This is a genomic window from Streptomyces sp. NPDC002911 (genome assembly GCF_053591835.1).
Window position 1 is genome coordinate 312,119 of record NZ_JBSFUO010000001.1, and the last position, 23,071, is coordinate 335,189.

21 protein-coding genes and 2 tRNA genes are annotated in these 23,071 nt (G+C 69.2%); 10 read left to right on the forward strand and 13 right to left on the reverse strand.

Going from position 1 to position 23,071, the window contains the following annotated elements:
* The first annotated feature begins 62 nt into the window (after window positions 1–62).
* From ACWD04_RS01380 to ACWD04_RS01405, 6 genes are all read left to right on the forward strand, one after another.
* Window positions 63–776, forward strand: coding sequence for a M50 family metallopeptidase (locus tag ACWD04_RS01380; protein WP_451126861.1), 714 nt, complete (start codon window positions 63–65; stop codon window positions 774–776).
* A gap of 88 nt (window positions 777–864) precedes the next feature.
* Window positions 865–2,244 carry a 3-phosphoshikimate 1-carboxyvinyltransferase gene (aroA, locus tag ACWD04_RS01385; protein WP_451126863.1) on the forward strand — a complete coding sequence of 460 codons (1,380 nt, stop codon included), beginning with the start codon at window positions 865–867 and terminating at the stop codon, window positions 2,242–2,244.
* A 4-nt stretch (window positions 2,245–2,248) separates the two neighbouring features.
* Window positions 2,249–3,265: a ribosome small subunit-dependent GTPase A gene (rsgA, locus tag ACWD04_RS01390; RefSeq protein WP_451126865.1), complete on the forward strand. Its 1,017-nt coding sequence runs from the start codon at window positions 2,249–2,251 to the stop codon at window positions 3,263–3,265.
* A 117-nt stretch (window positions 3,266–3,382) separates the two neighbouring features.
* Window positions 3,383–3,706 carry a DMT family transporter gene (locus ACWD04_RS01395; RefSeq protein WP_329232667.1) on the forward strand — a complete coding sequence of 108 codons (324 nt, stop codon included), beginning with the start codon at window positions 3,383–3,385 and terminating at the stop codon, window positions 3,704–3,706.
* 232 nt (window positions 3,707–3,938) lie between these two features.
* On the forward strand, window positions 3,939–4,739 hold the full coding sequence (gene hisN, locus ACWD04_RS01400; protein WP_451126867.1) for a histidinol-phosphatase: 801 nt from the start codon (window positions 3,939–3,941) through the stop codon (window positions 4,737–4,739).
* A 155-nt stretch (window positions 4,740–4,894) separates the two neighbouring features.
* Entirely contained in the window at window positions 4,895–5,296 is a 402-nt protein-coding gene (locus tag ACWD04_RS01405) for a CBS domain-containing protein (protein ID WP_451126869.1), read from the forward strand.
* Window positions 5,297–5,430: 134 nt separating this feature from the next.
* On the opposite strand, the gene ACWD04_RS01410 is transcribed toward ACWD04_RS01405, so the two are convergent.
* Window positions 5,431–6,885 (reverse strand): catalase, encoded by a 1,455-nt coding sequence (locus tag ACWD04_RS01410; protein WP_451126871.1) that lies wholly within the window; start codon window positions 6,883–6,885, stop codon window positions 5,431–5,433.
* 194 nt (window positions 6,886–7,079) lie between these two features.
* On the opposite strand from ACWD04_RS01410, the gene ACWD04_RS01415 reads away from it, so the two are divergent.
* Window positions 7,080–7,499: a Fur family transcriptional regulator gene (locus ACWD04_RS01415; protein ID WP_099174573.1), complete on the forward strand. Its 420-nt coding sequence runs from the start codon at window positions 7,080–7,082 to the stop codon at window positions 7,497–7,499.
* 122 nt (window positions 7,500–7,621) lie between these two features.
* On the opposite strand, the gene ACWD04_RS01420 is transcribed toward ACWD04_RS01415, so the two are convergent.
* The 4 genes from ACWD04_RS01420 to ACWD04_RS01435 all read right to left on the reverse strand — a co-directional run bounded on the left by ACWD04_RS01420 (window position 7,622) and on the right by ACWD04_RS01435 (window position 13,068).
* Window positions 7,622–7,695, reverse strand: a tRNA-Met gene (locus ACWD04_RS01420).
* Window positions 7,696–7,787: 92 nt separating this feature from the next.
* The gene (locus ACWD04_RS01425; RefSeq protein WP_451126873.1) at window positions 7,788–9,815 is read right to left on the reverse strand and encodes a tetratricopeptide repeat protein; all 2,028 of its coding nucleotides are present in this window, start codon (window positions 9,813–9,815) and stop codon (window positions 7,788–7,790) included.
* A 212-nt stretch (window positions 9,816–10,027) separates the two neighbouring features.
* Window positions 10,028–10,101, reverse strand: a tRNA-Met gene (locus ACWD04_RS01430).
* Between the two features lie 42 nt (window positions 10,102–10,143).
* Window positions 10,144–13,068: a UPF0182 family membrane protein gene (locus tag ACWD04_RS01435; protein ID WP_451127437.1), complete on the reverse strand. Its 2,925-nt coding sequence runs from the start codon at window positions 13,066–13,068 to the stop codon at window positions 10,144–10,146.
* 136 nt (window positions 13,069–13,204) lie between these two features.
* On the opposite strand from ACWD04_RS01435, the gene ACWD04_RS01440 reads away from it, so the two are divergent.
* Entirely contained in the window at window positions 13,205–13,765 is a 561-nt protein-coding gene (locus ACWD04_RS01440; RefSeq protein ID WP_451126875.1) for a PPA1309 family protein, read from the forward strand.
* A 30-nt stretch (window positions 13,766–13,795) separates the two neighbouring features.
* Here the strand turns inward: ACWD04_RS01440 and ACWD04_RS01445 are convergent, their stop codons facing one another.
* The 4 genes from ACWD04_RS01445 to ACWD04_RS01460 all read right to left on the reverse strand — a co-directional run bounded on the left by ACWD04_RS01445 (window position 13,796) and on the right by ACWD04_RS01460 (window position 17,016).
* Window positions 13,796–14,902 carry a YlbL family protein gene (locus ACWD04_RS01445; protein ID WP_451126877.1) on the reverse strand — a complete coding sequence of 369 codons (1,107 nt, stop codon included), beginning with the start codon at window positions 14,900–14,902 and terminating at the stop codon, window positions 13,796–13,798.
* 100 nt (window positions 14,903–15,002) lie between these two features.
* Window positions 15,003–15,173 carry a hypothetical protein gene (locus tag ACWD04_RS01450; RefSeq protein ID WP_451126879.1) on the reverse strand — a complete coding sequence of 57 codons (171 nt, stop codon included), beginning with the start codon at window positions 15,171–15,173 and terminating at the stop codon, window positions 15,003–15,005.
* 127 nt (window positions 15,174–15,300) lie between these two features.
* Window positions 15,301–15,762: a molybdenum cofactor biosynthesis protein MoaE gene (locus tag ACWD04_RS01455; protein WP_451126881.1), complete on the reverse strand. Its 462-nt coding sequence runs from the start codon at window positions 15,760–15,762 to the stop codon at window positions 15,301–15,303.
* Window positions 15,763–15,873: 111 nt separating this feature from the next.
* On the reverse strand, window positions 15,874–17,016 hold the full coding sequence (locus tag ACWD04_RS01460) for an SDR family oxidoreductase (protein ID WP_451126883.1): 1,143 nt from the start codon (window positions 17,014–17,016) through the stop codon (window positions 15,874–15,876).
* A 191-nt stretch (window positions 17,017–17,207) separates the two neighbouring features.
* Between ACWD04_RS01460 and ACWD04_RS01465 the strand changes: the two genes are divergently transcribed.
* Together ACWD04_RS01465 and ACWD04_RS01470 are read left to right on the forward strand one after the other, a co-directional pair.
* Window positions 17,208–18,656 (forward strand): zinc-dependent metalloprotease, encoded by a 1,449-nt coding sequence (locus ACWD04_RS01465; RefSeq protein ID WP_451126885.1) that lies wholly within the window; start codon window positions 17,208–17,210, stop codon window positions 18,654–18,656.
* Entirely contained in the window at window positions 18,653–19,198 is a 546-nt protein-coding gene (locus ACWD04_RS01470; protein ID WP_451126887.1) for an NUDIX hydrolase, read from the forward strand. Before ACWD04_RS01465 ends, ACWD04_RS01470 begins: the two co-directional genes overlap by 4 nt.
* A 57-nt stretch (window positions 19,199–19,255) precedes the next feature.
* Here ACWD04_RS01470 and ACWD04_RS01475 read toward each other — a convergent pair whose 3' ends face one another.
* The 4 genes from ACWD04_RS01475 to ACWD04_RS01490 all read right to left on the reverse strand — a co-directional run bounded on the left by ACWD04_RS01475 (window position 19,256) and on the right by ACWD04_RS01490 (window position 23,057).
* Window positions 19,256–20,011, reverse strand: coding sequence for an AIM24 family protein (locus ACWD04_RS01475; protein ID WP_451126889.1), 756 nt, complete (start codon window positions 20,009–20,011; stop codon window positions 19,256–19,258).
* Between the two features lie 19 nt (window positions 20,012–20,030).
* Complete coding sequence (locus ACWD04_RS01480; RefSeq protein ID WP_451126891.1) at window positions 20,031–20,711, reverse strand: AIM24 family protein; 681 nt, start codon at window positions 20,709–20,711, stop codon at window positions 20,031–20,033.
* An 11-nt stretch (window positions 20,712–20,722) separates the two neighbouring features.
* Window positions 20,723–22,327, reverse strand: coding sequence for a TerD family protein (locus ACWD04_RS01485; protein ID WP_451126893.1), 1,605 nt, complete (start codon window positions 22,325–22,327; stop codon window positions 20,723–20,725).
* Between the two features lie 106 nt (window positions 22,328–22,433).
* Window positions 22,434–23,057: a M48 metallopeptidase family protein gene (locus tag ACWD04_RS01490; protein WP_451126895.1), complete on the reverse strand. Its 624-nt coding sequence runs from the start codon at window positions 23,055–23,057 to the stop codon at window positions 22,434–22,436.
* Between the last annotated feature and the right edge of the window lie 14 nt (window positions 23,058–23,071).

Consider the following 23,071-nt stretch of genomic DNA (forward strand, 5'->3'; position numbering starts at 1 on the left):
CGCCGGTGGAGTGGACCCCGATCCCTCGAGCACCTCGAGCACCCCAAGGAGCAGCCCGCACCATGGACAGCACCGAACTGGGCGATCTGTGGGATCGCGTCTTCGGCACCCAGCCCGCTCCCGAGCAGTGGCTGGTGGTCGTCACGGCCACGGCGGCGCTCGTCGCGGTGGTGCCGAACCTCATATGGCGGCTCTCCCGCAACGCGATCACCATCGCGCACGAGGGCGGTCACGGACTGATCGCCCTGCTCACCGGGCGGCAGCTCTCCGGCATCCGCCTGCACTCGGACACCAGCGGCCTCACCGTCAGCCGCGGCAAGCCCACCGGTATCGGCATGATCCTCACCGCGGCGGCCGGCTACACCGCGCCACCGCTGCTCGGTCTGGGCGGTGCCTGGCTGCTGACCAACGGCCGGATCACGCTGCTCCTGTGGCTGGCGACCGCGCTCCTGGCGGTGATGCTGGTGATGATCCGCAATCTGTACGGGGCACTGACCGTCATCCTCACGGGGACGACCTTCCTTCTGGTGTCCTGGCTGACCTCGGCGGACGTCCAGTCGGCGTTCGCGTACACCGTGGTCTGGTTCCTGCTGCTCGGCGGCGTACGTCCGGCGTTCGAGCTGCAGTCCAAGCGCAGGTACGGCGGTGCGCCCGACTCCGACGCCGACCAGCTCGCCAGGCTGACGCACGCGCCGGCCGCGGTCTGGCTCTTCCTCTTCCACGCGGTGTCGCTCTCCTCACTGATCGGCGGCGGACGCTGGCTGCTCGGACTGTGAGCCCGCCCGTACCACCCTTGCATTACGCCCTGATTTCAGCCAATTTGTGGAGGATCCGGGTTTGTGCTGAGCCACTAAAGTGAGGGGCATGACCGATAGTTCCGTGCACCCTGCCCTCTGGCCCGCCCCCCGAGCGACCGGGGCCGTCGACGCGACCGTCACCGTGCCCGGATCGAAGTCGGTCACCAATCGCGCCCTCGTCCTTGCCTCACTGTCCTCCGAGCCGGGCTGGCTGCGCCGCCCGCTGCGCTCCCGCGACACCCTCCTGATGGCCCAGGCGCTCCGCGCGATGGGCGTCGGCATCGAGGAGGGCGTGGGCCCTGACGGCTCGGGCGAGGCCTGGCGGGTCATCCCCGCAGGTCTGCACGGCCCCGCCCAGGTGGACGTCGGCAACGCGGGCACGGTGATGCGCTTCCTGCCGCCCGTGGCCTGCCTCGCCGACGGCCCCGTGCACTTCGACGGGGACTCTCGGTCCTACGAACGCCCCCTGCACGGCGTGATCGACGCGCTGAAATCCCTGGGAGCCCGGATCGACGACGACGGACGGGGGACTCTGCCGCTGACCGTGCACGGCGCGGGGGCGCTGGACGGTGGCCCGGTGTCCATCGACGCCTCCTCGTCCTCCCAGTTCGTCTCCGCGCTTCTGCTGTCCGCACCCCGGTTCAACCAGGGCGTGGAAGTGCGGCACACCGGCTCGGCCCTGCCCTCCATGCCCCACATCAGGATGACCGTCGACATGCTCCGCTCGGTCGGCGCCCAGGTCGACGAGCCGGAGTCGGGCGGCGAGCCCGATGTCTGGCGGGTCTCCCCCTCCGCTCTGCTCGGCCGCGATCTGACGGTCGAGCCCGACCTCTCCAACGCGCAGCCGTTCCTGGCCGCCGCGCTGGTGACCGGCGGCCGGGTCACCGTGCCCGACTGGCCCCTGCGGACCACCCAGCCGGGTGACGCGCTGCGCGAGATCTTCACCGCAATGGGTGGCTCGTGCGAGCTGACCGAGCGGGGTCTCACCTTCACAGGCTCCGGCACGATCCACGGCATCGTCGTCGACCTCGGCGAGGTCGGTGAGCTGACGCCGGGCATCGCGGCCCTCGCCGCCCTCGCGGACTCCCCGTCCACCCTGAGCGGCGTCGCCCATCTGCGGCTGCACGAGACGGACCGGCTGGCGGCGCTCACCAAGGAGATCAACGGTCTCGGCGGCGACGTCACGGAGACCGCCGACGGCCTGCGGATCAATCCCCGCCCGCTGCACGGCGGCACCTTCCACACCTACGACGACCACCGGATGGCGACCGCGGGCGCGATCATCGGCCTCGCCGTGGCAGGGGTGGAGATCGAGAACGTCGGTACGACGGCCAAGACCCTGCCGGACTTCCCGGACATGTGGACCGGCATGCTCGGGGAACCTTCCGGCGCCGTCGGCGTCATCCCCGGGGCGCTCGGTGCCGCACCGGTGAGGCGCGGGGTCTGAGGACATGCGCCGCTACGGGAAGAACCCCGACGAGGACGACATCCGCGTCCGCCCCAACCCCAAGGGCAACCGTCCCCGCACACACACACGTCCCAAGCACGAGGACGCCGAGGACGGCATGGTCCTCACCGTCGACCGGGGCAGGCTGACCTGCCTGGTCGGCGACCGCACGGTGATGGCCATGAAGGCCCGCGAACTGGGCCGCAAGGCCGCCGTGGTGGGCGACCGGGTCTCCCTGGTGGGTGACCTCTCCGGCGCCAAGGACACCCTTGCGCGCATCGTGCGGATCGGCGCGCGCACCTCGGTGCTCCGCCGCACGGCGGACGACGACGATCCGTTCGAGCGGGTGGTCGTCGCCAACGCCGACCAGCTGGCCATCGTCACCGCCCTGGCCGATCCCGAACCCCGCCCGCGCATGATCGACCGCTGTCTGGTCGCGGCGTACGACGGCGGGCTCACCCCTCTCCTGGTGCTGACCAAGTCCGATCTGGCCTCGGCGGACAAGCTCCTGGAGGCGTACACCCCGCTGGGTGTCCCCTACGTCGTGACCAGCCGCGAGGAGCTGGAGAACGGCGGCGCCGCCGACCGGGTGCGGGAACTCCTGAACGACCGGGTGACCGCCTTCGTCGGGCACTCCGGGGTCGGTAAGACGACGCTGGTCAACGCCCTGGTGCCGAAGGACCGAAGGCGGACCACCGGGGTGGTCAACGCCGTCACGGGACGCGGCCGGCACACCACCACCTCGGCGCTCGCCCTGCCGCTGCCGGACGGCCGCGGCTGGGTGGTCGACACCCCGGGCGTGCGGTCGTTCGGGCTGCATCACGTCGACCCCTCCCGGGTCATCAACGCCTTTCCCGATCTTCAGCCGGGTACGGAGAACTGCCCGCGCGGCTGCACCCATGACGGCCAGGAGCCGGAGTGCGCCCTGGACGTGTGGGTCTCTGAGGGCCACGCCGATCCGGCGCGGCTCGATTCGCTGCGGAGGCTTCTCGCGACCCGGGAGCGGCGGGAGGGCGACTGAGGAGCGGCAGTGGACGCCCCACTGCCCGACTCGCGCACGTTTGCGGGCTCCCACGGTTGGTAAGGGCATAATCGCGCAAGCGGAACGAAGCGTCACCTACGTGGGAGGCACCGGACGATGGCGTGGTTGCTGGTCGTGGTCGCTGGACTGCTGGAGACCGGCTTCGCCGTGTGTCTGAAGCTTTCGCACGGATTCACCCGTCTCTGGCCGACGATCGCCTTCTGCGCGTTCGCCCTCGGCAGTTTCGGTCTGCTCACGCTGGCGCTCAAGAAACTCGACGTCGGTCCGGCGTACGCGGTGTGGACGGGCATCGGAGCTGCGGGAACGGCGATCTACGGGATGATCTTCCTCGACGACGTGGTCTCCGCGCTCAAGCTGGTGTCGATCTCGCTGGTGATCATCGGCGTGATCGGTCTGCAGTTGTCCGGTTCGGCGCACTGAGCCCGGGACCCGGCACGGGGTCCGCGGGCACCAGCACGTGGGAGAGGGCGAGCCGGAGCGCGATCTCGCAGGTCGGCTCAGGAGCCGGACCCGCCGGAAGAGCCCCCCGGTCCGGGTAGGTGAACTCCCGGACGCCCGTGCACTGTCAAGGGTCCGCGGGCACGGCCAGGGAGCTGTCCGCCCCGCACGGGGCCGTGTAGCCCGGGCGGGTGGCGGTGGATACTGTGACAGCATGCCCGACTACCACGATGATCTGCGCCTGGCCCACGTACTGGCGGACGCCGCCGACGCGGCGACGATGGACCGGTTCAAGGCTCTGGACCTCAAGGTCGAGACCAAGCCGGACATGACCCCGGTGAGCGAGGCCGACAAGAACGCGGAGGAGCTGATCCGCGGGCACCTGCATCGGGCGCGGCCACGCGACGCGATCCTGGGCGAGGAGTACGGGATCGAGGGCACCGGCCCGCGGCGCTGGGTCGTCGACCCGATCGACGGCACCAAGAACTACGTCCGGGGCGTCCCCGTCTGGGCGACGCTGATCTCGTTGATGGAGGCAGGCGAAGACGGCTTCCAACCGGTGGTCGGCGTGGTGTCGGCCCCCGCGCTGAACCGCCGGTGGTGGGCCGCGAAGGGCGCGGGTGCCTTCTCCGGCCGCAGCCTGACGTCTGCGACGCGGCTGCACGTGTCGAAGGTCGAGCGGATCGCGGATTCGTCGTTCGCTTACGCCTCGATGACCGGCTGGGAGGAGCAGGGCCGGCTCGACGGCTTCATGGATCTGACGCGGGCCTGCTGGCGTACGCGGGGTTACGGGGACTTCTGGCCGTACATGATGGTCGCCGAGGGTTCGGTGGACATCTGTGCGGAACCGGAGCTCTCCCTCTGGGACATGGCGGCGAACGCGATCATCGTCCAGGAGGCGGGCGGGCAGTTCACCAGCCTGGACGGGGTCTCCGGCCCGGGCGGCGGCAACGCGGCGGCGTCCAACGGGCTGCTGCACCACGAGCTGCTCGGCTACCTCAACCAGCGCTACTAGGCGTCCGGGGCAGAGATACGTCGAAGGCGGGCGCCCGCCCCCTTGTTGGGTCCCGACTTGGGTGCGACTCTGGGAATCCCCCCACTTGTGAACTTGTGAACTGCCTCACGAAGGCCACTTCGCAGGTCACTTCCCGAAGGAGGTGGCTCCTCAACATGCTTGTCCGTGACGCCATGAGCACCCTGGTCCTCACCATCGGCCCGGCCCATACGCTGCGCCAGGCGGCCCGGCTGATGTCGGCCCGCCGCATCGGAGCGGCTGTCGTCCACGACCCGGACACCTGCGGTCTGGGTATCATCACAGAGCGCGACATTCTCGACGCGGTCGGCGCCGGGCTGAGTCCCGATCTCGAGACGGCGTCCACCCATACCACCACCGACGTGGTCTTCGCTTCTCCCGACTGGACCCTCGATGAGGCCGCGGAAGCCATGACACACGGCGGCTTCCGGCATCTGATCGTGCTGGACGGTCACGGCCCCGTCGGCATCGTCTCGGTGCGCGACATCATCAGGTGCTGGGCCCCGGCCAGAAGGCATGCCGCCGCCCTGACCGCCTGACCCCCGCCTCTTCCCGGCCCTGCCTCTTCCCGGCCCTTCCCTCCCGGCCCCTACCTTTCCGGCCCCTGCGAACGACCAGCGGGCCGGACCCCCGGAACGATCCGGGGAATCCGGCCCGCCGCCGGCGGCAAGGGCTACTGGCCGCGCAGGGCCCGGACCGCGGCTTCCAGCCGCTTACCGAAATCTCCGTCGGCCTGACGGAAGTTGCTGATCGCGCGCTCGGCGATGTCGTCGCGCGAGACCTGGGAGATGAATCCGGAGAGGTTGTCGATCAGCCGCGCCTTCTCGTCCTCAGACATCAGCCGGTAGAGGTTGCCGGCCTGCACGAAGTCGTTGTCCTCGGAGTGGACCGGCGTCTCGTGGTTGCCCGTGCCGCCCGTGACGGGAACGGGCTGCCAGAGCGGCCGGCCCGTCTGGGCCGGGCCGCCGAAGCTGTTCGGCTCGTAGTTCTTCGCCCCCTTGTGACGGCCGTCGTAGAGGTAGCCGTCACGGCTGTTGGTGCGCGCCTCGGTGGCGTGCGGGCGGTTCACCGGCAGGTGGTCGGCATTGATGCCGACGCGGTAGCGGTGGGCGTCGCCGTACGCGAAGAGGCGCCCCTGAAGCATCTTGTCGGGGGACGGGCCGATACCGGGCACGAAGTGCGCCGGGCTGAAGATCGACTGCTCGACCTCGGCGAAGACGTTCTCCGGGTTGCGGTTGAGCTCCAGCTTGCCGATTTCGATCGGCGGGTAGTCCGCGTGCGGCCACACCTTGGTGAGGTCGAACGGGTTGAAGCGGTAGGTCGCGGCCTCGACCGCCGGCATGACCTGGACCTGCACGGTCCAGCTCGGGAAGTCGCCCCGCTCGATGGACTCACGCAGGTCTCGCTGGTGGCTGTCCGGGTCCACGCCGGAGAGGCGCACGGCCTCCTCGGCAGTGAGGTTCTTGATGCCCTGGTCGGTCTTGAAGTGGTACTTGACCCAGAAGACCTCACCGGCCTCGTTGTTCCACTGGAACGTGTGCGAGCCGAAGCCGTCCATGTGCCGGTACGAGGCGGGAATGCCCCGGTCACCGAAGAGCCAGGTCACCTGGTGCGTGGACTCGGGCGACAGACCCCAGAAGTCCCAGACGTTGTCCGCCTCCTGCGAGCCCGTGTACGGGTCGCGCTTCTGGGTGTGGATGAAGTCGGGGAACTTGATGGCGTCCCTGATGAAGAAGACCGGGGTGTTGTTGCCGACCAGGTCGTAGTTGCCCTCTTCGGTGTAGAACTTCAGAGCCCAGCCGCGGGGATCACGGGCCGCGTCGGCGGAGCCGAGATTGCCCGCCACGGTGGAGAAGCGCAGGAAGGTCTCGGTCTGTTTGCCGACCTCCGAGAGGAACGCCGCCCGGGTCCACTGCGAGACGTCCCGGGTCAGCGTGAACGTGCCGTACGCACCGGCACCGCGGGCGTGTACGACGCGCTCGGGGATGCGCTCGCGGTTGAAGTGGGCGAGCTTCTCGAGAAGCGCCTGATCCTGGACGAGAACCGGTCCACCCGGGCCAGCGGTCTCGCTGTTCTGATTGTCGGCTACCGGAGCGCCGGCCTCCGTGGTGAGCGGTCCCTGAATCACGCGTGCCTCCTGCGTCAATGTCCTGCACAGCGTCGTTCCCTGTACAGCGTCGTTCCCTGTACAGCCCGTTCTCGGCCGCAGCCTGCCCTTGGCCGATACATCACCGATCCTACAATGGACTTTGTCTAAGTCAAGTAATCATCTAAAGTCACACCTACGAGGAACTCGACCTCCCCACTGTTAGGCTGGTCCCCATGAGTGACCTCCTGGAACGACTCCGTGGACGCGGCTGGCGCATGACGGCACAGCGGCGCGTGGTAGCCGAGGTTCTCGAAGGGGACCATGTACATCTGACGGCGGACGAGGTCCACGCGAGGGCCGTGGACCGGCTGCCCGAGATCTCCCGCGCCACGGTCTACAACACACTGGGCGAGATGGTGTCCCTCGGGGAGGTCATCGAGGTCTCCACCGACCGCCGGGCCAAGCGGTACGACCCCAACGCCCACCGCCCCCACCACCACCTGGTGTGCGGACGCTGCGGAGCCATCCGGGACGTGCACCCGTCCGGCAATCCGCTGGCGGACCTGCCGGACGACGAGCGCTTCGGCTTCACGGTCTCCGATGTCGAGGTGACCTACCGCGGCATCTGCCCGAACTGCGCCGCCACGGCTTGAGGGGGCGCCCCACCGCGCCGGGAGCCGCCTGCTCCGTCACGCACCTGGTGCGGACGGCTCCTTTGCACCGGCATACGACAGAGGCCCGGATCCTTGGAAGGATCCGGGCCTCTGTCTTACAGTAGCGGGGACAGGATTTGAACCTGCGACCTCTGGGTTATGAGCCCAGCGAGCTACCGAGCTGCTCCACCCCGCGTCGTTGTGATTGCAACTCTACGGGACCCCGTCGACCAGCGCAAACTCATTCCCCGGCCACCCGCACGCAGTGATCACCCCGACGGCCCGCGGTCACGCGGTGAGCTCCTGGTGCAGCGCCTCGAGCAGCCTTGCGGCACGCTCGGCCACCTCCGCCGGCCCCAGCTCGACCGCGCGGGCACACCAGCGCTGCGCCTCGGTGAGCTCGCCGCGGCGGGCGGCGAGCAGCGCGAGGCGCAGGGCGGCCCGGCCGTGCCCGTCATTGGCGGCGCGACTCCACCAAAAGGCCGCTTCGCGCTCACTGCCCTCCCGGGCGAGCAGCAGGCCGAGGTTGAAGGCGCCGTTGCGGCTGCCCGACTCGGCGGCCTCGCGGTACCAGCGCGCAGCGCTCGCCATGTCGCCGCGCGCGGCGGCGAGCATTCCGGCCCTGACCTGGGCGCGGCGATGGCCCTGCTCGGCGGCCCTCTCGTACCACTCCTCGCACTCGGTCTTCTCCGGCATCGGCTCTCCCAGCCCGGGAGGTCCGGGAACCGGCTGACGCAGGTCGAGGACACCGGCCAGCCGGAAAGCTGCCTCGGCGCTGCCGCCGCCCGCGGCGCAGCGCAGATGGCGCTCGGCCTCCCGCTCGTCACCGTCCCGCAACAGAGCCATACCGACCTGGAGCGCGGCATCGGTGTGCCCGGCCGCCGCCGCCCGCTGGTACCAGCCGAGCGCCGTGCGGTCCTCGTCCCGTCCGGCGTGCAGGATGCCGAGATTGAAGGCGGCGTCCACGCTGCCCGCCTCCGCGGCCTTGGAGAACCAGGGCTCGGCCCCGCTCGCGTCTCCCGCCTGAAGCAGCAGCACGGCCAGCGCGTTCGCCGCCTCACGGTGCCCGGCATAGGCGGCCCGGCGGTACCACTGCTCGGCCTGCGGGATCCGGTCCTGAGCGGCGCAGAGCAGGCCGAGGTTGTACGCGCCATTGACGTCACCGGCGTCCATGGCGGCGCGGTACCAGCGTTCGGCGGTCTGCTGCTCGCCCCTGGCCGCGTGCAGTGCACCCAGCGCGTTGGCGGCGTTGCCGTCGCCGTCCTGGGCGGCACGCAGCCACCACACGGCCGCGCTCTCCTCGTCCCCCGCGTCACGCAGCAGGAAACCGAGGGCGCAGGCCGCCCGGGGCTCGCCCTCCTTGGCGGCGGTGAGATACCAGCGGCCCGCGTCCTTCAGCTCGCCGCGCTGCTCGAGGATGGCTCCGAGGTGCAGGGCTGCACGGCGGTGACCGCGCGCCGCAGCCTGGCGGTACCACTGCTCGGCCTCGCCCACCCGTCCGGCATCGGGCCCCGCGACAGGGCTGTCACGCTTCGCGGGCATACGGGGGCCCAGCCCCCGACGACCTTCGCCCACGACGCGTCCCAGGCCGAAGGCATCGTGCGCGTCGCCCACGGCGTTGCGCTCGATCGTCCGCGCCAAGCGGTACGCGGCCTCCCGATGCCCCTGTTCCGCGGCGGCCCGCAGCCAGCGCTCGGCGCCGCCGTCACCGCGGTGCTCCAGCAGGTCGGCCAGTGCGTACGCGCCCAATGCGTGGCCCTGCTCCGCAGACTGACGCAGCCAGTACTCGGCGCCGGGCTCGTCCCCACGCTCACGGAAGTGGCGCCCGAGGGCGTGCGCGGCGGCGGCGGAGCCGGCGACTGCGGCGATGCGCCACCACCCGGCCGCCTCGTCCGCGTAACCCCTCTGGTGGAGGAGCACGCCGAGGTTGTTGGCCGCGGCCCGGTCACCCTCGGCGGTAGCCGCGCGCAGGTGGGTCTCGGCTCCGTCCAGGTCGCCGCGGCGCAGCAGGAGTGCGCCCAGGACGCTCATCGACGCCGGGTCACCGGCTTCCGCGGCACGCCGGTGCCGCGCCTCGGTCTCGTCGACGTGGTCCGCGGTCTCCGTGGTGTCCGTGCTCCTGGCGGCGTCCGTACCCGCAATACCGGTGACATCCACGGCCAGGACTGCCGCCTCATGGGCGCCGTCGGCGGGGCCAGCGGCCCCGGCCGGGGCAGCGGCGAATGCCTCATCTGCCACGTTTCCCGCCGTCCGGCCGCGTCGCTGCACAAACCGCCCTGTCTCCAACAGAGTTGCCCTGTCCCCCATAAATACCATCGTCGCACCACCCGCAACCCGCGTACACCTGGTATACCGCGACCAGTGAGGTCACTTCAGCGTTTTGTCGACATGCCCACAGAGAGACAAGTGAAACATGATCGAGACCAACTGGTGCCCCGCGAACCGCACTTCACTCCGACAACTTGAAAAAATGTCTCATGGCATGACAAAGGCCCGGATCCCAAAGGATCCGGGCCTTCACCTTTCAGTAGCGGGGACAGGATTTGAACCTGCGACCTCTGGGTTATGAGCCCAGCGAGCTACCGAGCTGCTCCACCCCGCGTCGTTGTGTTCAAACCGTACCACGACGCGGGGCGGACCTTTCTCAGCTGCCCTGGTCGTCGCCCTCCGGCTTCGTGGCGCCCGCGGCACCCGAGGCGCCGCCGGCCCCCTTGGGCTGCGCCGCCGCGGCCCGCTCGAGCGCCTCCTGAAGGTCGGACTGGGCCTTTCCGTAGGCCTCCCAGTCCTGCTCCTTGAGAGCCGCCTCTCCCGCCGTGTATGCCTTCTGGGCGTCCGCGATGGCCTTCTTCAGAGCCGCCTCCCCGGTGGCCGGGGGCTCCGTCGTGTCGCCCGGCGGCTCGGTCGGCTCAGTCGGCGGCGTGGTCGTATCGCCCTCGACTCCGAAGACCGCGTTGAGCGCCTCCCCGAGACTGTTCTCGAAGACGATCTTCGACCCGAACGAGGCGGCGACCTTGCGCAGCAGCGGATAGTTCTGCGTGCCACCGCGCGTGTAGACCGGTTCGATGTAGAGGAAACCTCCGTCGAGCGGCACGGTCAGCAGATTGCCGTACTCGATGTCCGAGTCGGTGCCCTTAAGGTTTCTCACGAACTCGGCGACGTCGTCGTTGCCGTTGAGCTCACTCTGTACCTGGCCCGGGCCCTTCACGGTGGTGGTGACTCTCAGCAGTCTTATCGTGCCGTAGTCCTTGCTGGCCGCGTCCGCGTCCACCGCCATGAACGCCCCAAGGTCGGGCCGTCCCTTCGGTGTGAACGTCGTGGTGAGCGAGAACTTCTGCTCGTCCTGGCCCGGCATCTTCATGCTCAGGTAGTACGGCGGAACGGCCCCGGGCTCCTTGTTGGTGGGGTCGTCCGGCACCTGCCAGGCGTCACTGCCGCTGTAGAACTGTGCGGGATCCTGCACGTGGTACCGCGTGAGCAGCTCACGCTGGACCTTGAACAGGTCCTGCGGGTAGCGCAGGTGGTCCATCAGCTCCTGCGGGATGTCGTCCTTGGCCTTCACCGTCCCGGGGAAGGCCTTGCGCCACGTCTTGAGCACCGGGTCCTCGGTGTCCCACTCGTAGAGCTTCACCTTGCCGTCGTACGCGTCGACGGTGGCCTTCACCGAGTTGCGGATGTAGTTGACCTGGTTCTGCTGGGCGACAACCGCGCGCTGATTGGTCGTCAGCGAGTCGGCCGTGGTGTCCCCGAGCGTCGTGCGCGAGGCGTACGGATACCCGTTGGTCGTGGTGTAGGCGTCGACGACCCACTTGATCCGCCCGTCCACGACCGCCGGATAGGCGTCACCGTCGATCGTGAGCCAGGGCGCCACCGCCTCGACCCGCTCCTTGGGGGTGCGGTTGTACAGAATCCGTGAACCGTCGCCGATGGCTCCCGAATACAGTATCTGCGGCTCGCTGAACGACACGGCGTAGGCCGCGCGGTTGAAGGCGTTGGAGAGACTGATCCCGCTGTCGCCCTTGTAGCTGGTGGTCTTCTCGCCGTCCTCCTCGTAGTCGAGCTCCTTCTGGGGCCCGCCGACGATGGAGTACTGCTCGGTCTTCTCGCCGTAGTAGATCCGCTGCTCGTACTTCGGCAACTCGCCGGAGGTCGGCAGGCCCGACTCCGTGAAGTCCGGGGAGCCCACCGGGTTGGTGCCTGTCGTGGTGCCCCGGGCCGCGATGGCGCCGTAGCCGTGGGTGTACGTGAAGTGGTCGTTGATCCAGTTCCGTTTGGGGAGACCATCGATGTTCAGCTCGCGCAGGCCGATGACGGTGTCCTGCTCCTTGCCGTCCTCGCCCTTGTAGCGGTCGACGTCCAGCGTCTTGGGGAACTGGTAGTAGTTCCTCTTCTGCTGGAGCTGCTGGAAGGCCGGGGAGACGACGTTGGGGTCCATCACCCGGTAACTGGCAGCCGCGTCCGCGCCGGCTCGGAGCTTGGCGTCGTCCGTGGTCGTGCTCTTGCCCGAGTAGTCGTCCACCTTCGCGTCGTCGATGTCGTAGGCATCACGTGTCGCGTCGATGTTCTTCCGGATGAACGGCGCTTCCTTGGCCTGCTCGTTGGGCTGGACCTGGAACTTCTGCACGATCGCCGGATAGAGGCCGCCGATCAGGATGGCCGACAGCACCATCAGGCCGAAGCCGATCACCGGCAGCTGCCAGGTACGACGCCAAAGCGTCGCGAAGAAGAGCACCGCGCAGATCACGGCGATGCAGAACAGAATCGTCTTCGCAGGCAGGTAGGCGTTGGCGTCGACGTACCGCAGGCCGGTCCAGTTGTCCGTGGCCTTGAAGTCACTGGACTTCACGGCCAGGCCGTACCGGTCGAGCCAGTACGCCACGGCTTTCAGCGCGACGAAGATGCCTAGCAGCACGGAGAGATGACCGGTGGCCGCGCCGGTCGCCCGCGCGCCGGGACTCGTGATCCGCAGTCCGCCGTAGAGGTAATGGGTCAGCGCCGCCGCGATCAGCGACAGCACCACCGCGGCGAAGCCGAATCCGAGCAGGAAGCGGTACCACGGCAGGTCGAAGGCGTAGAAGGAGACGTCCAGCTTGAACTGGGGGTCCTTCTGCCCGAACGGCACGCCGTTGACGTACATCAGCCAGGTACGCCACTGGCCCGACGCTGAGGCGCCTGCGATCAGCCCGACGAGCGCGGTGACCGCGAGCAGCACCCACTTCTTGTAAGGGGCGACGCTCATCCGGTAGCGGTCCAGGCTCTGCTGCTCCAGCGACATCGCGCTCAGCGGCGGCCGGAGCCGGTGCGCGAGCCAGATGTTCACACCGATGGCGACGGCCATCAGTAGTCCGAAGACGAGGAACAGTCCGATCTTGGTCCACAGAGTGGTGGTGAAGACAGACGAAAACGCGACCGACCTGTACCAGAGCCAGTCCGTCCAGAACCCGGCGAACATGACGAAGGCCATGGCGAGAACCGCCAGGACGCCCAATGTCATGAGCAGGGTACGGACGCGCCGGGACGGGCGGCCGACTCTGATCCGTGGCCCGGTCGGGCCTCCGCCGCGGTCCGGCATCTGGAAAGCCAACGTGCGCACCTCGAAGTTCGCGGTCGTGTGAAGCAGGCCCAGCGATCGTAGAGCCCACCTATGCAACTTACTGAGGCTTTACCTAGTTCCCGTTCCCGGGGCATAAGGAGGCAGGATATTGAGCATGCCCAACGTTTCCCCCTCAGGCCCTCCGATGGCCGCGAGTCCACTCACCGTCGCCGTCCTCGAAATCGACGCCTATGCCGCAGGTCTCGGCTGGGACCAGCCCGCAAGGCTGTTCGCTCTGGTCGACACCGCCCGGCTCCGTGCCCACGAGCCGGGCCTCGCCGCCCAGCTCGGCCTCGACGACACCGCTTCCACGACCGCCACTCTCACTCCCGTCGAGCAGGAGGAGCTCCCCGACGGCACCGCGCTGGACGAGTTCCTCGCCACGATCGCCTGGCCCGACGCCGTGGTCGGTTGCGCCATGACCGTGGAGCGGATGATGCTGCCGCCGTCCGCGGAGGCGTCCGTGCCGGACGGCCTGACCGATGCCCAGCTGACCAAGTGGGTCGCCGAGCACCCGGACCGGCAGGAGGTGCGCATGACCGTGGCGGTGCTGCGGGACGGAGCGCGGGACTCCGCCGTGCGACTGCGGGAGAAGGATTCCCCGACCGAGGTCCTCACCGGTGCGGGACTGGTCCCGGGGCTGGCCGAGGCACTCGCGGCGACCTTCGAGTCCTGATCACTCCGACCCCTCCGGCGGGGGCCGGCCTCAGCTCGTCGAGCAGCTCGGCAGGCCGGCCGTGTCCCCCGCCCGGATCTTCTCCAGGGACTTCTTGGCGTCGTCGAGGGTCTTCACCCTCACCAGGGTGAGGCCGCCCGGGGTGTCGGAGGCCGCGGCGGCGCAGTTGTCGTCCGGGGTCAGGAAGTAGTCTGCGCCCTCATCGCGTGCGCCGACCAGCTTCATGTTGATCCCGCCGATGGGGCCGACCTTGCCGTCGTCGTCGATGGTGCCGGTGCCTGCGACGAACTCGCCGCCCGTCAGCTTTCCGGGCGTCAGCTTGTCGATGATGCCGAGAGAGAACATCAGTCCGGCGCTCGGACCGCCGACATCGGCCAGCTTGATGTCGATCTCGAACGGGAACGTGTGGTCCGTCCCTGCCTGGATCCCGACGATCGCCCGGTCCTCCGAGGGATTCGAAGGGTCCTCGGGCGCCTTCCGCGTGGTGAGGGTGACGTCCTGGGAGCCCTTGGGCTCCTTCCCCGCCTTCTCGGCGGCGGCCGCGGTCTTGGCGGGGATGACCGTGAAGACGACATCCTCGCCGGGCTCGTGCTTCGTGACGAGCTTCGCGACGTCCTCCGGCTCCCTGACCGCCGTGCCGTCGACGGCCTTGATCACATCACCCGCGTGCAGCACACCCTCGGCGGCACTGTCCTTGACGACCGTGGAGACCACCACACGGGAGGTGACGGGGATCTTCAGCTCCTCCAGGGCGGCGACCTTGGCGCTCTCCTGGGACTGGCTGAACTCCTCGGCGTTCTCCTGCGTCGACTCCTGCTCGGTCTTGCCGTCCGGGTAGAGGGTGTCGTGGGGCACGACCACGCTGTCATGGGCCAGCCAGCCGTAGACGGCCTCGACGATGTTCATGTCGTAGTCCGCGCCGGTGACACGAACCGTCGTCATGTTGAGGTGGCCGGAGGTCGGATAGGTTTTGTGACCGCTGATGTGCAGAACCGGCTCGCCACGGGCATCACCGAGCGTGTTCACCGTCGGCCCGGGAGACATCTCCGAATACGGCACGCGAATCAGCACGCCTGCGCAGAGCAGCGCGATGAGGATGAGGGTGGAGGCGAGCATCGTCGCGGTGCGGCGTGGCATGGAACGACAGTACGGGAACGGCCTGTCGGCGCAGTGTCGGGGCCGGTCAGCACAGGAGGCGGTACGGTGCGTCCTGGCGCCTGCGTACAGCTGCGGACTTTCAGACGGCCTCGGAACCGGAGTGCGATTTCTCCATCGCTTCACGGAACCTGGCGTAGTCGGCGAGTTCGGTGACATCGCCGGTCGTTCGATTGCGGGCTGCCCACCCTCCCCATATCGCTGCGCCAAGAGCAGCTATAAGTGGAATCAACAGCCAAGCGAGTGCTGCCATCACGACCTCCCTACCCCATGAGCGACCGCAACTGACGATCAGAAGATTATCCACCTGTAGGAGCAACGCTCATGGCAGGGGTGCGGTTACGCAAATCGGGGCTGATGCCCCCAGGGGCGGTTTGCGCTCAGCAGGCTCCGACCCACTCCTCCGTACCGTCGGAGAAACGCTGGTGCTTCCAGATCGGGACCTCATGCTTGAGGTCGTCGATCAGCTTGCGGCAGGCGTCGAAGGCCTCACCTCGATGGGCGCAGGAGACGGCGACGACCACCGCCAGATCGCCGACACCCAGTTCACCCACCCGGTGGACGGCGGCCAGCGCCCGTACCGGGAAGTCCGCCACCACCTTCTCAGCCACCCTGCGGAGCTCGTCGACGGCCGTCGGATGGCAGGAGTATCCGAGGGCGCCGACGTCCTGCCCCTCGTCGTGATTGCGCACGGTGCCGACGAAGAGCGCCATGCCTCCCGCGGCGTCGTCCCCGACCGCGCGGAAGATCTCGTCGACGGAGAGCGGTGCGTCACGGATGTCCAGAAGCCGGATGGGGTCCTGGGCAGCCTGCTCGCCGGGGTGGTCGTGAGTGCGTGCCATGGGACCATCGTGCCGCACGGCACCGACATCCCGGAACAGCGTGTTCGACCGGTGGCGGGCCGGCCCGCTCGGAGCCTCCTACCAGGCGGGGAAGACCGGGCCGGCGTCCGCCTAGAAACGACGGCGCGCCTTGCGGGCCCGCCGCACCAGCGCCGCCGTGCCGAGCAGCGCGACGGTCGCCCCAGCGGCACCCGCGGCGGTGGCGTCCTTGCGGCCGAGCCGCCGGCCGGCGACCGTGTGGCGCCCTTCTACCTCTTCCAGGAGCGCGGCCAGAACCTTTTCGTTGGTCCACCGGGGGCGCCATCCCGCGTCGTGGAGCCGACTCACACTGACCACCCAGGGATGCATGGTGTAGGCGAGATCACCCGCCGGTGACGGTGTGAGACCGATCCGATGCAACCGGGCCGCCGCGCCGAGAGCGACGGCGGACGGCAGCTCCATGCGGCGTACTCCGGAAAGTTCCTCCACCTCTTCCTGTTCGAGCCAGCCGTCGCAGCCGACCGCGAACTCTCCCTCGATCTTTTCGAGAGCCGCGTACTCCAGTGCGCTCACCAGGTCGTCGACGTGGCAGAACTGCCAGGCCGGGCGCGAGCCGGCGACGACGAGGAGCCTCGGGGACTCGAAGTACCGGGTGAGCGCCGTGTCCGTACCGCCGACCAGGACCGTGGGACGCACCACCGTGACGTTGAGGCCGGGGTGGGCGCGGGGTGCGCGGCGGCCGAGCCGTTCGATCTCCAGCAGGTCGCCGACGCCGGTGGCCTCCGCGGTGGCCCGCAGTTCCGCGTCCTCGGAGAGCGGGATGTCGTTGTCGGGCAGAGCGCCGTAGACCATCGCCGAGGTGCACAGCACGACCCGGTGGACACCCACGGCCGCCGCCGCCGTCAGCACGGTCTGGGTGCCGCGCACGTTGTACGCAGTACGGGCGGCGGGATCGGTCTCCAGGTCGAGGTCGAGGGCCATGTGCACGACGACATCCGCGCCCCGAAGCTTCTCGGCGATGGCGGGGTCCCGCACGTCCAGGATGTGCCACGTGGCCTCGGAGACGTCCCCCCGGCGCTCGTCGATGGCGATGACCTGCTTGATCTCGTCGGATGCGGCGAGATGGGCGGTGAGCAGCGCACCGACGCCGGTCGCGGCACCGGTGACCGCGACGACGGGGCCGCGGCTTCGGGAAGATTTTTTCGTGGGCTTGCTTTCGGGCGAAGGGTCGGCCAGGTTTCGCGCTGCGCGAACCTGCGGATCTGGGGAACTCACCGGGCGTCTCCAGCGGTTGTCTTCAGTACGTACCCGAATGACGCGTACGTACCAGGTGGCGTCCATCCTGCCGCAGGCCGGGAGCCGGCGAAGCACTGAGGCCCCATGCGGTCTTCGGTGTCTACGCTGGATGGTGATGTCGGGCAGTCGCCGTCGGTTCGAGCCGGCGGCCCTACGAGCCGAGGAAACCCGTGAGTGACACCCCATTCGGATTCGGCTTTCCGCCGGAGGAGCCGGAAGACGGCGACGAAGGCAAGAAGAAGGACCCCACCGGTGGTGGGCAGGGCTCGGGCGGGCCGGCGAACCCGTTCGGTTTCGGGCCGGGAGCGGGCGGGGACAACCCGTTCGCCGCGATGTTCGGCTCGATGAACCCGAACGACCTGGGTGCCGCCTTCCAGCAGCTCGGCCAGATGCTGAGCTACGAGGGCGGTCCGGTCAACTGGGACATGGCCAAGCAGATCGCCCGCCAGACGGTGTCGCAGGGCACCACGGACGGCAGCAAGGACGCGAGCGTCGGCCCCGCGGAGCGGGCGTCCGTCGACGAGGCGCTGCGTCTCGCCGACCTCTGGCTGGACGGCGTGACATCGCTCCCCTCGGGTTCCGTCTCGACGGTGGCGTGGAGCCGCGCCGAGTGGGTCGAGGCCTCGCTGCCCGCCTGGCAGCAACTGGTCGACCCGGTGGCCGAGCGTGTCGGCCTGGCCATGGGCGACGTCCTGCCGGAGGAGATGCAGGCCATGGCCGGCCCGCTGATCGGCATGATGCGGTCCATGGGTGGTGCCATGTTCGGCCAGCAGATCGGGCAGGCCGTGGGCGTGCTCGCCGGCGAGGTCGTCGGCTCGACCGACATCGGCCTTCCGCTGGCGCCGGCCGGCAAGGCCGCACTGCTACCGCTGAACGTCGAGCGGTTCGGCAAGGACCTGAGCGTGACGCAGGACGAGGTGCGGTTGTACCTGGCTCTGCGGGAGGCGGCCCACCAGCGGCTCTTCGCGCATGTTCCGTGGCTGCGCTCGCATCTCTTCGGCGCGGTCGAGGCCTATGCGCGTGGTATCAAGGTAGACACCAGCAAGCTCGAGGATGTCGTCGGTCAGTTCGACCCCTCGCAGCCCGAGCAGCTGCAGGACGCTCTTCAGCAGGGCATGTTCCAGCCGGAGGACACCCCGGAGCAGAAGGCGTCGCTGGCCCGCCTGGAGACCGCCCTCGCTCTTGTCGAGGGCTGGGTGGACGCGGTGGTGCACGAGGCCGCGAAGTCCCGGCTGACCTCGGCGGACGCGCTGCGCGAGACGATGCGCAGGCGTCGGGCCTCCGGCGGTCCCGCCGAGCAGACCTTCGCCACGCTCATCGGTCTCCAGCTGCGGCCACGCCGACTGCGGGACGCGTCGCGGCTGTGGGCCTCGCTCACGGACGCCCGGGGCGTGGACGGCCGTGACGGCCTGTGGGAGCACCCGGACATGCTGCCGACGGCCCAGGACCTGGACGACCCGGACGGCTTCGTCCACCACGAGCAGCTGGACTTCTCCGAGCTGGACAAGATGCTCGGCGAGGCGGCGAAGGGCCCGCAGAAGCCCGCCGCCGAGGACCAGGGCGATGATGAGCCCGGGGGCGACCCGAAGAGCGACGGCAAGGACGACACCGGCAAGTGAGCCTGCATGACGACGCGGTTTCGGTACTCAAGAGCTACGACGGGGGCGACGCGCAGCAGTCGGAGCTGCGCTCGCTGTACCTGGACCACCTGACCGGGCACCCCGACGGCATATGGAAGTCGTGCGGAGCCGGGCATCTGACGGCCAGCGCGCTGGTGATCGACCCGAAGCGCGGCAGGGTCCTGCTGACGCTGCACCGGAAGCTGCGCATGTGGCTGCAGATGGGCGGGCACTGCGAACCCCAGGACACCACCCTGGCGGCGGCGGCCCTCCGCGAGGCCACGGAGGAATCGGGGATCGCCGGACTCACCCTGCTGCCCGGCGGGCCCGTACGGCTGGACCGGCACCCCATCCCGGCGCCGTGCCATTGGCACCTCGACGTGCAGTATGCGGCGACGGCCTCGGCCGGAGCGGTGGAGCAGATCAGCGACGAGTCCCTGGATCTGCGCTGGTTCCCCTACGACGAGGTGGCGGGGGTGGCGGACGCCTCGGTCAGGCAACTCCTGGAGAGCACCCGGTCACGGCTGGAGCAGAACGGCTAGGACCTGCTGAGGGGCGGTCTCCTGCGGGAGACCGCCCCTCATTGCTGCGCGGACGGCTCAGTTCCAGGCGTTGTTCTGGTTCTGGCCACGGGAACCCTGCTGACCCACGCCGAGCTGGGCTGCGGCCCCCTGGCCGATCTGGGCGCTCTGCGGCGGCAGCACCTCACTGGGCTGGACGAGCGCGAAGCCCTGTCCGAGGAAGCTCAGCTCCCAGCCCTCCCCCGTGTTGCCACGGCGTCGGATGACGCCCGAGGAGTGGGTCTGGGCCTGCATCTGCACCCTCAGCCCGCTCGACCAGGCGACGATCGCGTCGGCGTCGGCATTGACGTACTTGTCGGGGGTGACCTGCATCAACAGGGGCTGGCCGGAGGTCATCAACGCGACCTTGCCGTTCCCCGAGATGTTGAGCTGGTACTTGCCGGTTCCGGAGATCCCGTACTGGCTGTCCACCGCGATGACCTCGGTGTGCAGCGAGGAGTCCAGCGCGAGGACGTAGGCGCTGTCGACCGTCATGCCCTCGTGGTCGACGTCGACCATGTGGATGTACTGGGCAAGGTTGGCCAGATAGACCGTGCCCTGACCCGAGCAGCGCATGAGGTCGAGGCCCTCGCCCGTGTTCCGGCGGGCGCGGCGCTGGCCGTGCGACTGGTACTCCCCGTCGAACTCCATGAGCCCCTGGTAGGCGACCATGGCACCCTTTCGGGCGAGGACGTCGTCGTGGCCGGTCAGCGAGACCCGCAGGAGCTGCGGGTTCTGGACGGTGTAGCGGTCCTGCGACTGCTGTTCGGTGTGGCTGAAAATCGGACTCTGCATGATGTGTTTCTCCCCCGGCTCAGTTCCGGGCCCGCAGGCGGTCGGTACTGTCCTCGCTCGGCTGCACCACGACGATGCCCTGGCCCGAGAAGGCCATCTGGTACGCCTCGCCGCTGCCCCGCCCGATGAGCGAGCTCGCCTTGAAGCTGCGCTTGCCCTTCACCTTGAGGTTCGGGGACCACGCGACGAGAGCGTCGGGGTCGACGTACGTCTCGTCCTCGCCCCGGCCGCAGTCGACGACGATCGGTGTACCGCGCGAGGTGATGGCGACCCATCCCGTGCCCTGGATACCGACGTTCCACAGGCCCTGGCCTGCGAATTTGGCCAGCCCCTTGACCCGCTCCACACCCCAGGCGAGGTGACCGTCGAAGGCCAGGAGGTTGGTGCCGTTGACCGAGAGCGAGTCGTTGTCGAGATTGATGACGACCACGTCGGCGCCGTAGTCGGCGAGGTAGAGCAGACCGTCGCCGGCGCACTTCATCAGGGGCGCGCCCTCACCGGAGATCCACTGGGAGGCGATCTGCCGGACGGCGGGCGGGTTGGGCTCGTACTGGATGAAGCCCTCGTAGGCCACCATCGAGCCGGTGCGCGCGTAGAGGTCCTGGCCGGTGGCCATGGCGACCTTGAGCATCGTGCGGCCGTGGTTCTCCATGCGGGCCGTGACGGGGGTCGGGGCGAAGCCCGCGAGTTGCTGATTCATGACGGGCTCCCTCATACCTCGTAGGGCTGGACGACTATGAAGTTCCCGGCGGCTCCCCGGAACTGGAGGTTCACCGTCTCCCCGCTGTGCCCCGGGTACGCGTTGCGGCGCAGCCGGACCTGGCTGGAGAGGATCACCTGGGACGCGGACGACCAGGCCACCACGGCGTTGCAGTCCGCGAAGGTGGTCGGGGTGACCGGCAGGACGACCGGGACGCCGTGGGTCTTGACGACGACGGTGCCGGTGCCTTGGAACTGCATGGTGAACAGGGCGCCGCCGGGGATCCCGTGCCCCTCGATCCTGCGGACCTCGTACTGCAGGGACTCGTCGAAGGCGAGGACACTCTCCGCGGACACACAGATACCGTCGCCCTGCAGCTCGATGGGATGCAGATGCGACCCTTCCTCGGCGAGGAAGACCTGCCCGCGGCCGGTACAGCGCATCAGCTGCATTTCCTGGCCCGTCGCGTTGCCGACCATGCGGCCCGCGAAGCCTGCGCCCTTGTAGCCGAAGTCGACCTTGCCCTGATACATCACCATGCTGCCCTGGCGGGCGAGCACCGGGGTGCCGCCCATCGACAGGTCGACGCGCATGAGCTGCTGGTTCTGCGACGTCCAGCGCTGCCCGGTGGGCGCCTCCTTGTAGGGCTGCAGGGCGGCCTGCAGGCCTGCGCCGCCGGCCGGGACACCCTGGGGTACGCCCTGCGGCATACCTGGCTGCGTGCCCGGAGGGTGCTGGCCGAACAACGGGGTGGCGGGGGGCTGCTGTCCGTACGGCGGGGCGGCAGACGGCTGCTGTCCGTACGGCGGGGCGGCAGACGGGGCGCCCTGTCCCGGGACCTGCCCGAACTGCGGCTGCTGGGGCGGCTGCCCGTACGGAGCGGGCGCCTGAGGCGCGGCGGCCACAGGCGCCGCGATGGTCGGCGCGGCGTGCATCGGCTGCTGCTGCGGCGCGGGAGCCTGCGCTGCCGGTGCGCCGAATGCCGGTGCGGGCTGGGGAGCCGGAGGGGCGGCCGGAGCACCGAAGGCAGGAGGGGCGGAGGACTGGGCGGGGGGTGCGAACGAGGGAGCGGCCCCCTGGGGAGCTTCCTCGGCGACCTCCCCGCCGAAGTTCTTGAGCAGCGCGTCGAGGCCGCCGTCGAAACCCTGGCCGACCGCGGCGAACCGCCAGACGTCCTTCAGATAGAAGTCGCCTAGCATGACTGCGCGTTCCGTGGTGAACTCCGAACCGGTGAAGGCGTATTTCACCACTTCCTCACCGCCCGCGACGATCCGGATGTATCCGGGACCGACCTGGGACATCTGACCGGCACCGTCGAGAGTCGCCGTGAAGGACAGCTTGTGGATGTTGGCCGGAATGCGGTCGAGGGTGACGCGGAACGACTCGGTGTCACCGGCTTGGGCGCCGAGAAGCTGAATGGACTCCTCAGGCGATTTCGGCTGATTGAAAAAGATGAAATACCGGTCGTCGGAGAGCTGCTCATGGGCATCGAGACCGAAGCAGCTGATGTCGAACGTCAAGCCGGGGCCCGCGATCTGCACACCTACGTACAGATCCGTCCCTGACGTGAGATCACTGACCTTGGCCTTGTGGCCGCGTTGAAATTCCCTGGCCATGCGTAACGACCGTCCCCCATCCCGAAGGTGAATGCGTCGCGTCAGGCTAGCCGCAAACCACGACAACGAGCCAAGCCGGTACAGACCCGGTACAGAATCGGCGACGTCACTCCTCGCGGGCGCCAGGAAGATGCGGAAGCCGGTCGGCCGCCACGACTCCTTCGAGATAGCCACGCGCACGCTCGGTACGGGGGTACTCCTCAAGGAGCCGCCAGAAACGCGGCCCGTGACCCGGGACCAGCAGATGGGCCAGCTCGTGGAGGAGGACGTAGTCGACTACGTACTCCGGCATGCCCTGCAGCCGGTGCGAAAGACGGATGCTGCCCTCGGCCGGGGTGCAGGAACCCCAGCGGGTGTTCTGATTGGTCACCCACCGCACGGAGGCGGGCTGCGCCCGGCCCCCGAGGTACTGACCGGAGAGCCGCTCGGCTCGATCGGCGAGCTCGCTGTCTCCGATGACGCGCTTGCTCTCCTGCGCGGCGAGCTTGTCGAGCATCACGCCGATCCAGCGCTGCTCTTCGGCCTCCGACATCCGGGCCGGGATGAGCACGATGGTGCGATCGCCCTCCCGGTACGCGGAGACCGTTCTGCTGCGCCGGGTACTCCTGCGGACCTCGACCGCGCTCGTCACCGATGAGCGGGGCTGCTGGGTGGCTGCGCTGCGCTGCTGGCGTCCGGCGCTGCGCGCGGGGGTCTCCCCGGCGAGACCGGGAGAGGAGTCGGCGGGCACGCCACGACGTTACC

Coding starts and splice junctions, on each gene's coding strand:
- ACWD04_RS01485 (WP_451126893.1), bottom strand. CDS start 22,327: ATGGCCAGGGAATTTCAACGCGGCCACAAGGCCAAGGTCAGTGATCTC.
- ACWD04_RS01435 (WP_451127437.1), bottom strand. CDS start 13,068: ATGCCGGACCGCGGCGGAGGCCCGACCGGGCCACGGATCAGAGTCGGC.
- ACWD04_RS01450 (WP_451126879.1), bottom strand. CDS start 15,173: ATGGCAGCACTCGCTTGGCTGTTGATTCCACTTATAGCTGCTCTTGGC.
- ACWD04_RS01415 (WP_099174573.1), top strand. CDS start 7,080: ATGAGTGACCTCCTGGAACGACTCCGTGGACGCGGCTGGCGCATGACG.
- ACWD04_RS01480 (WP_451126891.1), bottom strand. CDS start 20,711: ATGAATCAGCAACTCGCGGGCTTCGCCCCGACCCCCGTCACGGCCCGC.
- aroA (WP_451126863.1), top strand. CDS start 865: ATGACCGATAGTTCCGTGCACCCTGCCCTCTGGCCCGCCCCCCGAGCG.
- ACWD04_RS01380 (WP_451126861.1), top strand. CDS start 63: ATGGACAGCACCGAACTGGGCGATCTGTGGGATCGCGTCTTCGGCACC.
- ACWD04_RS01425 (WP_451126873.1), bottom strand. CDS start 9,815: ATGGTATTTATGGGGGACAGGGCAACTCTGTTGGAGACAGGGCGGTTT.
- ACWD04_RS01395 (WP_329232667.1), top strand. CDS start 3,383: ATGGCGTGGTTGCTGGTCGTGGTCGCTGGACTGCTGGAGACCGGCTTC.
- ACWD04_RS01475 (WP_451126889.1), bottom strand. CDS start 20,011: ATGCAGAGTCCGATTTTCAGCCACACCGAACAGCAGTCGCAGGACCGC.
- rsgA (WP_451126865.1), top strand. CDS start 2,249: ATGCGCCGCTACGGGAAGAACCCCGACGAGGACGACATCCGCGTCCGC.
- ACWD04_RS01455 (WP_451126881.1), bottom strand. CDS start 15,762: ATGGCACGCACTCACGACCACCCCGGCGAGCAGGCTGCCCAGGACCCC.
- ACWD04_RS01440 (WP_451126875.1), top strand. CDS start 13,205: ATGCCCAACGTTTCCCCCTCAGGCCCTCCGATGGCCGCGAGTCCACTC.
- ACWD04_RS01405 (WP_451126869.1), top strand. CDS start 4,895: ATGCTTGTCCGTGACGCCATGAGCACCCTGGTCCTCACCATCGGCCCG.
- ACWD04_RS01445 (WP_451126877.1), bottom strand. CDS start 14,902: ATGCCACGCCGCACCGCGACGATGCTCGCCTCCACCCTCATCCTCATC.
- hisN (WP_451126867.1), top strand. CDS start 3,939: ATGCCCGACTACCACGATGATCTGCGCCTGGCCCACGTACTGGCGGAC.